This is a genomic window from Franconibacter helveticus LMG 23732, assembly GCF_000463115.2.
Taxonomy (GTDB): Bacteria; Pseudomonadota; Gammaproteobacteria; order Enterobacterales; family Enterobacteriaceae; genus Franconibacter; species Franconibacter helveticus.
On sequence record NZ_AWFX01000038.1, the window covers coordinates 78,215 to 91,065 of the forward strand.

The window sequence follows — 12,851 nt, forward strand, 5'->3', positions numbered from 1 at the left end:
CATGCAACGCATTCTTTCTTCCTGGTTTGTTCAGGGTATGGTGAAAGCCACCAGCGATATGTGGCTGAAAGGCTGGGACGAACGTAACGGCGGCAACGTGAGCCTGCGCCTGGACGCCGCCGACGTCGAGCCTTATCGCAACGAATTTTACCCGCAGCCGCGCTGCGTGGAGCTGAGCCAGCCGCGCGCCGAACTGGCAGGCTGCTGGTTCCTGGTGACCGGTTCGGGAAAATTTTTCCGCAACGTGCAGCTCGACCCGGCGGACACGCTGGTGCTGCTGCAAATCACCGACGACGGCATGGCGTATCACATCCACTGGGGGCTGACCAACGGCGGCCTGCCGACCTCGGAGCTGGCGTCGCACTTCCAGTCGCACGCGGTGCGCAAGGCGGTTTCCGGCGATAAAGACCGGGTGATCATGCACTGCCACGCCACAAATCTTATCGCCCTGAGCTTCGTACTGGAGCTGGATGAAGCGCGCTTTACCCGCATGCTGTGGGAAGGCAGCACCGAGTGCCTGGTGGTCTTCCCGGACGGCGTCGGCATCGTGCCGTGGATGGTGCCAGGCACCGACGGCATCGGCAGCGCCACCTCGGAGCAGATGAAAACCCACACGCTGGTGCTGTGGCCGCACCACGGCATTTTCGGCACCGGCCCGACGCTTGACGAAGCCTTCGGTCTTATCGACACCGCCGAAAAATCAGCGGAGATCCTCGTTAAAGTCATCGCTATGGGGGGTATGAAACAGACCATCAGCCGTGAAGAATTAATCGCGCTGGGAGAGCGCTTTGGCGTGACCCCGCACGCAGGCGCTATCGCACTTTAAATAACAACATCGCCCGACGTCCAGGTCGCCTTATGGCGGCCTGATGCGATCGTGGAACCTCTCTACCTGCAAACTGAGTCACTACGTGGAGTACAAGCAAATGAAAACAAAAGCCATTTTAGGTTGTACACTCACCGTTGCCATTCTGGCGTTGTCCGGTTCCGCCCTTGCCGAAGTGAAAATCGCCCTGGTGGCGAAATCGTTAGGCAACGGCTTTTTTGAAGCAGCGAACGTGGGGGCTCAGGAAGCAGCCAAAGAGTTAGGGGATGTGAAGGTGATTTATACCGGCCCCACCACCACCACCGCCGAAGCGCAGATCGAAGTGCTGAACGGGCTGATCGCCCAGGGGGTGGATGCGATCGCCATCTCCGCCAACGATCCGGACGCCGTGGTGCCGGTGCTGAAAAAAGCGATGCAGCGCGGTATCAAGGTGGTTTCCTGGGATTCCGGCGTGGCGAAAGAGGGCCGCCAGATCCATCTCAATCCGTCGAATAACGCGCTGATTGGCGAAACCAACGTTAAGCTCGCCGCCGACGCGCTGAAAGCGCTGAACGTGGAAAAAGGCGACGTGGCGATTTTAAGCGCCACCCCCACCTCCACCAACCAAAACACCTGGATCGCCGAAATGAAAAAGGTGCTGCCGAAATACCCTTCGGTGAACCTGGTGACGGTGGCCTATGGCGACGACCTTTCTGATAAAAGCTACCGCGAAGCGGTGGGGCTGCTGAAGTCTTACCCCAACCTGAAAGTGATTGTCTCTCCCTCCTCGGTCGGCATTGTGGCGGCGGCGCAGGCGGTGAAAGACCAGGGGAAAATCGGCCAGGTGTATGTAACCGGGCTGGGGCTGCCGTCTGAAATGGCGGGCGCAGTGAAATCCGGCGCGTCGAAAAGCTTCGCTATCTGGAACCCTATCGACCTCGGTTACGCCGCGACCTATCTGGCGGATGACCTGGTGAAAGGGTCGGCGACCAAAACTGAAGCCAGCATGGGCAAGCTTGGCAAAGTGAAGCTGGATGCCGACGGCAGCGGCGCGATGGCGGAACCCTTCGTCTACGACGCCAGCAATATTGATAAGTTCTCGAAGATTTTCTGAGTCACGGCCACCAGGGCGGGTAGCGCTTCGCTGCCCCTCCTGCAAAACCACAGGCCGCCGCGAGTATCCGCCCTCGCAGAACTCACCCCATGACGGGTCGGCGCAGCGCCACCCGCCGCAGCGGAAAAAACGCCGCTGAAACGGTCACTCAGAAAAAGGAGCATCAGTATGACGGCTTCCACCCCTCTGCTGTCGCTTAAGGGCATCACCAAGGTTTTCCCCGGGGTGCGCGCGCTTGAGAACGTACAGCTTGATCTCTGGCCCGGTCGCGTGACGGCGCTTATCGGCGAAAACGGCGCGGGCAAATCGACGCTGGTGAAAGTGATGACCGGCATTTACCAGCCGGACGCTGGCGAACTGCTCTACAAAGCTATCCCGATTACCCTGCCCAACCCGGAAGCGGCGCACAAAGTCGGCATCACCGCCATTCACCAGGAAACGGTGCTGTTCGACGAACTCACCGTGACGGAAAACATCTTCGTTGGCCACTATCTTTACCGCGGCCTGTTTAAAAAGCTCGACTGGGCCGCCATGCACCGGCAGGCGCAGGCGATTTTGCAGCGCCTTGAGGTGAATATCGACCCGCACGCGGTGCTGAAAACCCTGAGCATCGCCCAGCGGCACATGGTGGCGATTGCCCGCGCGCTCTCCTTTGACGCGCAGGTCGTGATTCTGGATGAGCCTACCGCCGCCCTCTCCCAGCATGAGATCCTGGAGTTTTACCAAATCGTCGAGCGCCTGAAGCAGGAAGGCAAAGCTATTCTGTTTATCTCGCACAAGTTCGATGAAATTTTCGAGCTGGCGGACCACTACACGATTTTGCGCGACGGCGCATTCGTCAGCGCAGGCGATATCTCCGGCATTACCGAAGAAAAAATGGTGTCGATGATGGTGGGCCGCGCCATTACGCAAACCTACCCGAAAGTCGCCTGCGAGCCGGGCGACACGGTGCTGGAAGTGAAAGACCTCTGCCACCCGACCGAGTTTGCCCATATCAGCTTTTCGCTGCGCAAAGGGGAAATTCTCGGTTTTTACGGGCTGGTGGGCGCAGGGCGCACCGAACTTATGCAGGCGCTGTGCGGCGTTACGCGCCCTTCCAGCGGCGACATTATTCTCAACGGCAAAACCGTGCAGTTCCGCCAGCCTGCCGACGCCATTGAAGCAGGCATTGTTTACGTGCCGGAAGAGCGGCAAAAACAAGGGGCGATTATCGAGCTGCCCATCAGTCAAAACATTAGCCTGCCGCAGCTAAAACACCTGAACCCTAACGGCATTCTGCATGATGACCGCGAATGGAAGCTTGCCGAAGAATACGCCCGCCGGTTGCAGGTAAAAGCGTTTAGCTGGCGCCAGCCGGTAGAAACGCTCTCCGGCGGCAACCAGCAAAAGGTCGTTATCGGCAAATGGCTCGCCACCCAGCCCACGGTCATTATCCTGGATGAACCCACCAAGGGCATCGACATCGGCTCGAAAGCGGCAGTGCATCAGTTTATGTCGGAGCTGGTAGGCCAGGGGCTGGCGGTGATTATGGTCTCGTCTGAATTGCCGGAAGTGATGGGCATGGCGGACCGGATCATCGTGATGCACGAAGGGCTGATGGCGGCAGAATATGGCGCAGGCAAAGCCACTGCCGAGAACATCGTCAGCGCCGCCAGCGGCGCGGGTCAGGAGGCGGCATAATGATGCAGAAATTACTGAAGCACCGCGAGGCGCTGCTCGGGCTGGTGATTGTGCTGATGCTGCTGGTTATCGGCAGCCGCGTACCGTCGTTTTTGCGCCCGGCGAACCTGCTGGAGATGTTTAACGACACCGCGATCCTGATCATTCTCGCCCTCGGGCAGATGATGGTGTTGCTCACCAAAGGCATCGATCTCTCTATGGCCGCGAACCTTGCACTCACCGGCATGATTGTCGCCCTCCTCAACTTCCACTATCCCGCCATTCCGGTCTGGGCATTGCTGCTGCTGGCGACCGGGCTGGGTCTGGTGATGGGGGCGATCAACGGCCTGCTGGTCTGGAAGCTCGGCATTCCGGCGATTGTGGTGACGCTTGGCACCATGAGCATTTATCGCGGCATCGTCTTTTTGCTCTCTGACGGCGGCTGGATCAACGCCCACCAGATGAGCCCGGACTTCCTCGGCCTGCCGCGCACCCCGGTGCTTGGGCTGCCGCTGCTGGGCTGGTGCGCTATCGCCGCGCTCATTCTGGTGAGCTATTTCCTGCGCTACAGCCGCACCGGGCGGGCGCTCTACACCGCAGGCGGCAACGCCACGGCGGCCTATTACACCGGTATCAACGCCGGAAAAATGCAGTTCATCAGCTTTTGCCTCTCCGGCGCGCTGGCCGGGTTCTGCGGCTACCTGTGGATTTCGCGCTTCGCCGTCGCTTATGTCGATGTGGCGAACGGCTTTGAACTACAGGTGGTCGCCGCCTGCGTGATTGGCGGCATCAGCACCATGGGCGGCATTGGCCGGGTGATGGGCTGCCTGTTCGGCGCGCTGTTCCTCGGGGTGATTAACAACGCGCTGCCGGTTATCGGCGTCTCGCCTTTCTGGCAGATGGCGATTTCCGGGCTGGTGATTGTTATCGCCGTGCTGCTCAACGAGCGCAGCAATAAACGCAAGGGACGGCTGATCCTGCGCGACGTCGCGCTTTCACGTCAAAAAGAGGCGGTGAAACCATGAGTAAGATCCTGATTTCCGAACCTGCGGCCACGGCCTCTGCGTCGCCGTCGTTTTTTCGGCGTCTGCTGGGTTGGGAAGGCTTTTTGCTGGCGGTGACGCTGCTGGTTTTTATCACCAACGCGCTGGCCTCGCCCTATTTCCTCAACATCTGGAACCTCTCAGACGCCACCTTTAACTTCACTGAAAAGGCAATCATCGTGCTGCCGATGGCGATGCTGATTATCGCCCGGGAAATCGACCTCTCTGTGGCTTCCACCATGGCGCTCTGCTCCACGGTGATGGGCTTTTGCGCCCAGGCGGGCATGGGCACGCCGCTGCTGGTTTGCGTCGGGCTTGGGGTGGGCCTGCTGTGCGGGCTGTTCAACGGCGTGCTGGTGACGCGTTTTAACCTGTCGTCGATTGTTATCACCATCGGCACCATGAGCCTTTATCGCGGCATTACTTATATCCTGCTTGGCGATCAGGCGCTGAACCACTACCCGGAGAGCTTCGCCTGGTTCGGCCAGGGATATGTCTGGGGCGCGCTCTCTTTTGAGTTCGCGCTCTTTCTTGTGCTCGCCGCCGCGTTCTGGTTTTTGCTGCACAAAACCAACTTTGGCCGCCGCACTTACGCCATCGGCAATAACCCCACCGGCGCCTGGTTTTCCGGCATTAACGTCAAGCGCCACAACCTGATCCTCTTCGCGCTGGTGGGGTTGATGGCGGGGCTTGCCGCCGTGCTGCTGACCTCGCGGCTTGGCAGCACGCGCCCGACCATCGCGCTCGGCTGGGAGCTTAGCGTGGTGACCATGGCGGTGCTGGGCGGCGTCAATATTCTTGGCGGTTCCGGCAGCATGGGAGGCGTGATCATCGCCGCCTTCCTGATGGGCCTTGTGACTTTCGGCCTGAGCCTGCTCAACGTGCCGGGCATTGTGATGTCGATTATTGTCGGCCTGATGCTGATTACGGTGATCACGCTGCCGATTATCACCCGCCGCCTGCTGCAACGCAGAAAACTTCAGCCGGAGAGATAAATTCCTCCGGCGACAAGGAATTTTGCCGCCGGAAAAATCGCAGCAAATTAAAGGAGAGAATCATGAGCTTTATGTTGGCGTTACCAAAAATCAGCCTGCATGGCGCAGGCGCGATAGGCGATATGGTGAAACTGGTGGCGGGGAAACCCTGGGGCAAAGCGCTGATCGTCACCGACGGGCAGCTGGTGAAGCTTGGCCTGCTGGAGAGCCTTTTCGCCGCGCTGGACGCGCATCAGCTCTCTTATGAGCTGTTTGACGAGGTTTTCCCCAACCCCACCGAGGCGCTAGTGCAAAAAGGTTACGACGCTTACCGAAACGCCGAATGTGATTACCTGATAGCCTTCGGCGGCGGCAGCCCGATTGATACCGCCAAGGCGATCAAAATTCTTACCGCCAACCCCGGTCCCTCCACCGGCTATGCCGGCGTCGGCAAAGTGACACACCCCGGCGTGCCGCTGGTGGCCATTAACACCACGGCAGGCACCGCCGCGGAGATGACCAGCAATGCGGTGATCATCGATTCCGACCGCCAGGTGAAAGAGGTCATCATCGACCCGAACATCATTCCCGATATCGCTGTGGATGACGCCAGCGTGATGCTCGATATTCCTGCCGCGGTGACCGCCGCCACCGGCATGGACGCGCTGACCCACGCGGTGGAAGCCTATGTTTCTGTCGGCGCGCATCCGCTGACCGACGCCAACGCGCTGGAGGCGATACGCCTGATTAGCCAGTGGCTGCCGAAGGCGGTGGAAGAGGGCCATAACCTCGAAGCGCGTGAAATGATGGCCTACGGTCAGTATCTGGCGGGCATGGCGTTTAACAGCGCCGGTCTGGGTCTGGTGCATGCATTGGCCCACCAGCCGGGCGCGACGCACAACCTGCCGCACGGCGTCTGCAACGCCATTCTCTTACCGATTATCGAAAACTTTAACCGTCCGAACGCCGTGGCGCGCTTTGCCCGCGTGGCGCAGGCGATGGGCGTGAATACGCAGGGCATGAGCGACGAGCAGGCGAGCCAGCAGGCGATTGCCGCCATCCGCGCCCTTTCCGCCCGTGTGGGCATTCCTTCCGGCTTCAGCCAGCTTGGCGTAACCAAAGCGGATATCGAAGGCTGGCTTGATAACGCGCTGGCGGACCCGTGCGCGCCCTGCAACCCGCGCAGCGCCACCCGCGACGAGGTGCGCGAGCTTTATCTGGAGGCGTTATGATCCGCAAAGCGTTTGTTATGCAGGTCAATCCCGGCGCCCATGAAGAGTACGAACGCCGCCACTCCCCCATCTGGCCGGAGCTGGAGGCGGTGCTGAAGCAGCACGGCGCGCATCACTACGCGATCTATCTCGACGCCGGGCGTAACCTGCTGTTCGCCACCGTTGAGATTGAATCCGAAGAGCGCTGGAACGCGGTAGCAAACACCGAGGTCTGCCAGCGCTGGTGGCAATATATGCGGGAGATTATGCCTTCAAACCCGGACAACAGCCCGATAAGCCAGGAGTTAAAAGCGGTGTTTTATCTGGCGTAAGTGGGTAGTGGGGATGGCGGGTAAGCGAAGCGCACCCGCCACTCTTTGCCTCACCCGCCGCCAGCCTTACACCTTCACGGTCTCTTTTAAGGCCACACCGGGCCGATGGTTGGAAAGCGTAAACGCCGAAACCAGCGTTATCCCCAGCACGATGCTGCCGAGGATCAGGTAAGTGTCCTGGAAGCCTATCCGGTCATACATATTGCCGGCAAAGGCGGAGAGGAAAATCGCCGCCATCTGCTTGGCGAACTGGAAGCCAATCAGGTAGATGGTCGCCGAGAGCCGCGTATCGAACACGCCGGTGATGTATTTAAACGCGCCCACCAGCAGGAACGGCACTTCCAGCGCGTGCAGCATCTTCAGCGCGATAACTTCATACACCGTGGTGGCGAATGCCGAACCGATGATACGCGTAGCCATAATAGCGCCCGCTATCAGCAGCGTGTTTTTCGCGCCGATGCGGTTAATTATCCATGGCGAGCAGAACATAATCACGGCGTTGCACAGCTCGCCCGCCGTGGTGGCGAAGCCGAACGCCTGCGTGCCTGCCTGCGGCGTCGGGAAGAATGATTTAAAAAAGGTAGCAAACTGCTGGTCGAAGACGTCATAAACGCAGGCCACGCCAACAACATAGAGAATAAACATCCACAGCTTCGGCAGACGAAACAGCCCCAGCGCCATTTTCGCCGTCACCTGCGGCTGGTTGGCGCCGAGCGCGTTCATCACCTGCGCCGTGGGGTTGGCGCGCGGCCGGGCGATGAGCAGCAGCACCATCAGCACTACCGCCGCGCCGGAGCCCATCCAGAAGACCATCGCCGGGTTAACGTTAAACAGCATGCCCGCGGTAGACGCGCACAGTCCCCAGCCGAGACAGCCGAACATCCGCGCTTTGCCGTACTCAAAAGCGCTGCTGCGGCTCACGCGCTCAATGTACGCTTCAATGGCCCCGGAGCCGGAAGAGAAGCAAAAGCCGATGTACAGCCCGCCCGCCAGCGCGCCGAGCCAGATGTTCACCTTCAAAAGCGGCCCGAACACCCACAGGAAGAATGGCGCGAACAGCACCAGTAAGGTCGTGATGATCCATAACAGATGCTTTCTCAGCCCGAGCTTGTCGGAAATCACCCCCAGCACCGGCTGAAAAGCGATCGCGAACAGCGACATGCAGGAAAAGACAATCCCGGTATCGGTTTTATTCAGGCCAATCACATCCGACAGCCAGATAGGCAGAAACGGAAAGCAGGTGGCCATAATGAAGAAGTAGAAAAAGAAGAAGAGGCCGAAAATCCAGAAATTTGGGTTGTTTTTGTAGGTACAGGCGGTCGTCGTCATTATCGTTATCCTTGCAAAGCACACCGTTACGGCGCCGCGTGAACGGCGCCCCACCTTCACACGCGTTCAAACGCAATCAAAATGGCGCTTTCCGGATCCAGCACCGGTAGTTGCAACCCCGCCTGCGCCAGCCATTCTCCCGTCGCGCTCAGCGGCTCGTTCATCCAGCCAGGCAGTTTACGCATGGTATGTCCGCCCTCGCCGGTAAGAGCGATATTCGGGTGATCCACCAGCCGCACCTGATAACGCGCGCCCGGCTCAAGCCCCGGCACCCGCAGCGCGCCCGGCAGCGTGTAGTCCGGCATCGCCAGCTGGCTGACCAGAAACAGCCCCTGCCTTTTATCCTGGCTCACCACGCCCTGTACCTGGGTGGACGGTTCCGGCATCGCCACGCGCCACAGGTTGCCGCTATGGATAAGCCCGCGCCATTGTTTATAAAGCGCGGCGTAGCGACGGTAGCCCGCCTGCTCGTCGGCGTCCGCCTTTACCGGGTCCAGCTCCAGCCCCAGATGGCCAAACAGCGCCGTCAGGCCGCGAAATTCAATACTGTGCTGGCGGAAGGTGGCGTGACAGCGGCGGTTGCCGATGTGCGCGCCCATCACTTCCGGCGGGAAGAAATAGCTCATGCCGCGCTGAATGGTGTTTCGCTCCAGCGCATCGTTGTTATCAGAAGCCCAGAAGCGGTGGCAGCGGGTCAGCACTTCGTAATCAATGCGCCCGCCGCCGGAAGCGCAGGACTCAAACTCCACCTGCGGGAAGCGGCTGCGCAGCGTATCAAGCAGGCGATAGAACTGGCGCGTCTGCGCGTCCGCTGCCGCCCTGCCCTCATGCCCCGGCTGCACCAGCTCGCGGTTCATATCCCACTTCACGTAATCCACCGGGTGCTCGCCAAGCAGCCAGCTCATCCGCTCCAGTAAATAGTCAAACGCTTCGGCAATGTTCAGGTTAAGCACCCACTGGTGGCGTCCCGTCGCCTGCGGATAGCCCGGCAGCGCCAGTACCCAGTCCGGGTGGGCGCGGCAGAGATCGGAATTGGGGTTGATCATCTCCGGCTCCACCCAGATGCCAAATTCCATGCCGAGCGATTTCACATGCTGAATAACCGGCATAAGGCCGTCGGGGTATTTTTTCTCGTCGAGATACCAGTCGCCGAGCGCCGCGTGGTCATCGTTGCGCCCCCTGAACCAGCCATCGTCGATGATAAAACGCTCCACGCCAAGCTCCGCCGCCTGGGTCGCCATCTGCATGATGTATTCCGGCTTGTGGTCGAAGTAGATCCCTTCCCAGGTATTGAGGTGCACCGGGCGGGGCTTGTTGCCGGGAAAGCGGATAACTTCGTCGCGCAGAAAACGGTGGAACTGCTGGCTCATGCCGTTCAGCCCCTGCGTGGAGTGGCTGGCGTAAAGCCAGGGGGTGTGCAGCGTTTCGCCCTCTTCCAGCGCGATTTCACCCGGCAAATAGAGCGCTTCGGCCTGAAGGTAGCGGCGGCCGTCGGTTTTGACCTCACACTTTAGCCGGTGGTTGCCGCTCCAGCCCAGATGCGCGCCCCACACTTCGCCATGCTGCTCGCCGAACTTTTGCGTGCCGGCGATAAGCGCCGGAAAATGCTCGTGAGAGGTGCGCCCGCGGCGGTTTTCCAGCACAAAACCGTCGTGGCTCAACACGACGCGGTGCGGCTGAAACTCCCGGATCCAGCGGCCATGAAACGCCATGACCTCAAAAGCCCGTTCAGCAACAGGCAGCGTTACCGCCAGACGGTTAACCTGCCAGGCGCCGGCGCGGCGGTTAGTCAGGCCGTGCCGCGCCTTCAGCACGCCGCTTTGCGACAGCGCCAGCTCGCTTTCCAGCCGCAGGCCCGCATTCACATCTTCACTCACAATAAGCAGCGTTTCGCCCTGCTGGCGCACTTCTACGGTTGTAAATACCGGCGAAGCGTCCAGCCCGTTGCGGTGACCTTCAATGCCCGGCGAGCCAAACAGACCATGACCCCCTTCCGCCATCAGCGTGACGGGGGAATCGGTATCAAGCCGCCCGTTGGCGACCGGGCGCTGCAAACTTTCGCAATCTTGCGCGGAAAAGTGGGCAAGATGCGGCCCCCAGTAGACTATTTCGGCAAACGGCCGGGTTTTGACGACGATGTCCGTAACGGGACTGGCAAGGCGGTAAAAAACAGCTTCCATTAAGCATCTCCTGTTTCAGGTATGCTTTTACTGTTGATCCGAAACGTTTCGGATGCCAACCCAAACGTTTTGGATCTGTGATCGCAGCACGATTTTGCAGGCTAAAAAAGGCGGGATTTATGCTGGCGTATGGAGCGTGGCGCCAGGGAGAAAATCGGGTTGCCAGAGCGAGCTGGTCGACCGGTACGCCGGCAATCAAATGCCGGACCATGTCGGCTATCTGGCGGCCCACCCCTTCGCGGGTGGACTGGATAACGGCCGCCACGTCCGTTTCCACGATGCTGTCCGGCGGCAGGCCATCGTAGACCACCAGCGAAACAGCGTTATCGCCGTGCAACTGGCCGAGCGTTTGCAGCGCCATTGCCGCGCCGTCGCCGAGGGTGTTGCAGTCGGTCACTATCGCCGTAGGCGGCACGGGCTGCGCCAGCAAATCCATCGTCGCTTTGTAGCCCGCGCGGCGGGTGGGCGGCAACATGCGCAACCCGCTGTCATTAAGCTGATGGGCTCTGAGCGCGTCGCGCCAGCCTTCGCGGCGCTGGGTGATAAACGCCTGGCTGTTGTTTTCGCCAAGCAGCGCGATGCGCTGGTGACCAAGCGCAATTAACCGCTGCGTCGCCTGATACATCCCGGCATGGTTATCAAAATCAAACCAGGCGTAGGGCGCGGCAAGCTGGCTGCGGCCAAGCGCCAGGAAGGGAAAATTCGCCGCCTGAAGCTGCCGCAGACGCGGGTCGTTATCAAGCGTATGCGCAACGATAAGCGCATCCACGCGGCGGCTTTGCACCAGCCGCATGTAGCTGTGGCTGTCCGCCAGATCGTCATCGGCAATAAGCAGCAAATCAATTTCATGCCGCGCCAGCTCGCGGCTTATCTCGCCGACCATCTCCATAAACACGCTGTTATTGAGCGGCACCGGGTGCACCGGAAAAACCAGCCCCACGGCGTCGATTTTGCCCATCTTCAGGCGGCGGGCGAAGGTGTTAGGCCGGTAGCCGCGAGCCTGCGCGGTTGCCTCAACGCGGGCGCGCGTCTCTTTTGAGACATCGTCATAGCCGTTCAGCGCGCGGCTGACGGTGGTCACAGAGAGTCCGAGTTCTTTGGCGATGGCTTTAAGCGACATACGATCCCCGTATCCATGGTGAAAACCCGGCTAGTTTCGCCCATCGCCTCTATGGAGTCCATAAAACAAAAAAAGCGCCCGCAGGCGCTCTTTCGACAAAGTTTCGTTTATTTGCTCAGTTCGGCAGTCATGTGAACCTGGTTGCCGGTGAACGCTTCGGTGATGCGGTAAGAAGCGCCTGCGTCTTTGGCCTGCGCGGCGATTTTTGCTTCCGCGCCGGAGAGCGTGGTGTCGGTCGCGGTGACGGTCTGACCAGCGAAAGCGCCAAAAGCAGAAGAGAGAGCGATAACTGCAACAAAATTTTTGATAGTGTTCATGGTAAAATCCTTCCGGTAGTTTGTTCAGGGAGAAGGCTGCTTGCCTTCGATGTGAGTAATAATAGACCTGCACTCACGGAACAAAAAGCGGAAGGATTTGCCGTTATAAGTCAAAATTTTTGAATGTTGTGTCTCAGTTCTGCTCCGCCACCAGTATCGCCTCGGTATCAGGCTCCAGCGCGCGGAAAATATGCTCCTGATCGCCAGGATAACAGATGTAATCGCCCGCGCTCAGCTCTTCCGGAGCTTGCGTCAGCCCGACCAGCGCCCGGCCACGCGTCACGATGATGTGCTCGACAGAACCGGCGGGATGAGGGTGCGAAAGACGCTCTCCGCCAGGCTCAGTTAACAACAAGTAGATGTCGCGCCGCGCTCCCGGCGGGCAGGCCGCAAGCAAAATCGCCTTGTATTGCGCAAGCTCGGCGTTGACGGCCAGCCCTTCGCCGCGACGGATCACCTGCGTCTTTGGGCTTTGCGGCTCCATCAGTCGCGCAAAGGGAATATCGAGCGCCACGCACAACGCCCAGAGCGTTTCGAGGCTGGGGTTGCCGTTGCCGCTTTCCAGTTGGGAAAGAGTCGATTTGGCGATGCCCGCCCGACGGGCTACTTCAGCCAGCGAAAGCCCGGCGCGGGTTCGCTCGCGCACCAGACTTTTGGCGATTACGCTTATCGGCTGCGTCATGTCATGCTCCCGTGTTCGCTAAAAAGAACGATCGTTCGCCTTGAAAACCCCTCGCGAACTGTTCATTATAATGGTCATTCGTTCA

At 59.8% G+C, this 12,851-nt stretch carries 11 protein-coding genes and 1 pseudogene; 7 read left to right on the forward strand and 5 right to left on the reverse strand.

Annotated elements, in window-relative coordinates:
• Window position 1 precedes the first annotated feature (1 nt).
• The 7 genes from rhaD to rhaM all read left to right on the forward strand — a co-directional run bounded on the left by rhaD (window position 2) and on the right by rhaM (window position 7,138).
• Window positions 2-826, forward strand: coding sequence for a rhamnulose-1-phosphate aldolase (rhaD, locus tag DW56_RS09345; protein WP_024552159.1), 825 nt, complete (start codon window positions 2-4; stop codon window positions 824-826).
• Between the two features lie 100 nt (window positions 827-926).
• Window positions 927-1,919 carry a rhamnose ABC transporter substrate-binding protein gene (gene rhaS, locus DW56_RS09350; RefSeq protein ID WP_024552158.1) on the forward strand — a complete coding sequence of 331 codons (993 nt, stop codon included), beginning with the start codon at window positions 927-929 and terminating at the stop codon, window positions 1,917-1,919.
• A gap of 168 nt (window positions 1,920-2,087) precedes the next feature.
• Window positions 2,088-3,599 carry a sugar ABC transporter ATP-binding protein gene (locus DW56_RS09355; protein WP_024552157.1) on the forward strand — a complete coding sequence of 504 codons (1,512 nt, stop codon included), beginning with the start codon at window positions 2,088-2,090 and terminating at the stop codon, window positions 3,597-3,599.
• A complete protein-coding gene (locus tag DW56_RS09360) occupies window positions 3,599-4,603 on the forward strand; it encodes an ABC transporter permease (RefSeq protein WP_024552156.1) in 1,005 nt (334 codons plus the stop codon). Before DW56_RS09355 ends, DW56_RS09360 begins: the two co-directional genes overlap by 1 nt.
• Window positions 4,600-5,616 (forward strand): ABC transporter permease, encoded by a 1,017-nt coding sequence (locus tag DW56_RS09365; RefSeq protein ID WP_024552155.1) that lies wholly within the window; start codon window positions 4,600-4,602, stop codon window positions 5,614-5,616. Before DW56_RS09360 ends, DW56_RS09365 begins: the two co-directional genes overlap by 4 nt.
• A 62-nt stretch (window positions 5,617-5,678) precedes the next feature.
• Window positions 5,679-6,827, forward strand: a complete 1,149-nt coding sequence (fucO, locus tag DW56_RS09370; protein WP_024552154.1) for a lactaldehyde reductase — start codon at window positions 5,679-5,681, stop codon at window positions 6,825-6,827.
• Entirely contained in the window at window positions 6,824-7,138 is a 315-nt protein-coding gene (gene rhaM, locus DW56_RS09375) for an L-rhamnose mutarotase (protein ID WP_024552153.1), read from the forward strand. The genes fucO and rhaM overlap by 4 nt, the downstream gene beginning before the upstream one ends.
• 66 nt (window positions 7,139-7,204) lie before the next feature.
• Here rhaM and DW56_RS09380 read toward each other — a convergent pair whose 3' ends face one another.
• From DW56_RS09380 to DW56_RS09400, 5 genes and pseudogenes are all read right to left on the reverse strand, one after another.
• Window positions 7,205-8,467 (reverse strand): MFS transporter, encoded by a 1,263-nt coding sequence (locus tag DW56_RS09380; protein ID WP_024552152.1) that lies wholly within the window; start codon window positions 8,465-8,467, stop codon window positions 7,205-7,207.
• A 56-nt stretch (window positions 8,468-8,523) separates the two neighbouring features.
• Window positions 8,524-10,647, reverse strand: coding sequence for an alpha-galactosidase (locus DW56_RS09385; protein WP_024552151.1), 2,124 nt, complete (start codon window positions 10,645-10,647; stop codon window positions 8,524-8,526).
• Between the two features lie 117 nt (window positions 10,648-10,764).
• Window positions 10,765-11,767: pseudogene (locus DW56_RS09390) on the reverse strand (LacI family DNA-binding transcriptional regulator).
• A gap of 107 nt (window positions 11,768-11,874) precedes the next feature.
• Window positions 11,875-12,084: a YdgH/BhsA/McbA family protein gene (locus DW56_RS09395; RefSeq protein WP_024552149.1), complete on the reverse strand. Its 210-nt coding sequence runs from the start codon at window positions 12,082-12,084 to the stop codon at window positions 11,875-11,877.
• 133 nt (window positions 12,085-12,217) lie between these two features.
• A complete protein-coding gene (locus DW56_RS09400) occupies window positions 12,218-12,766 on the reverse strand; it encodes a helix-turn-helix domain-containing protein (protein ID WP_024552148.1) in 549 nt (182 codons plus the stop codon).
• Window positions 12,767-12,851 lie beyond the last annotated feature (85 nt).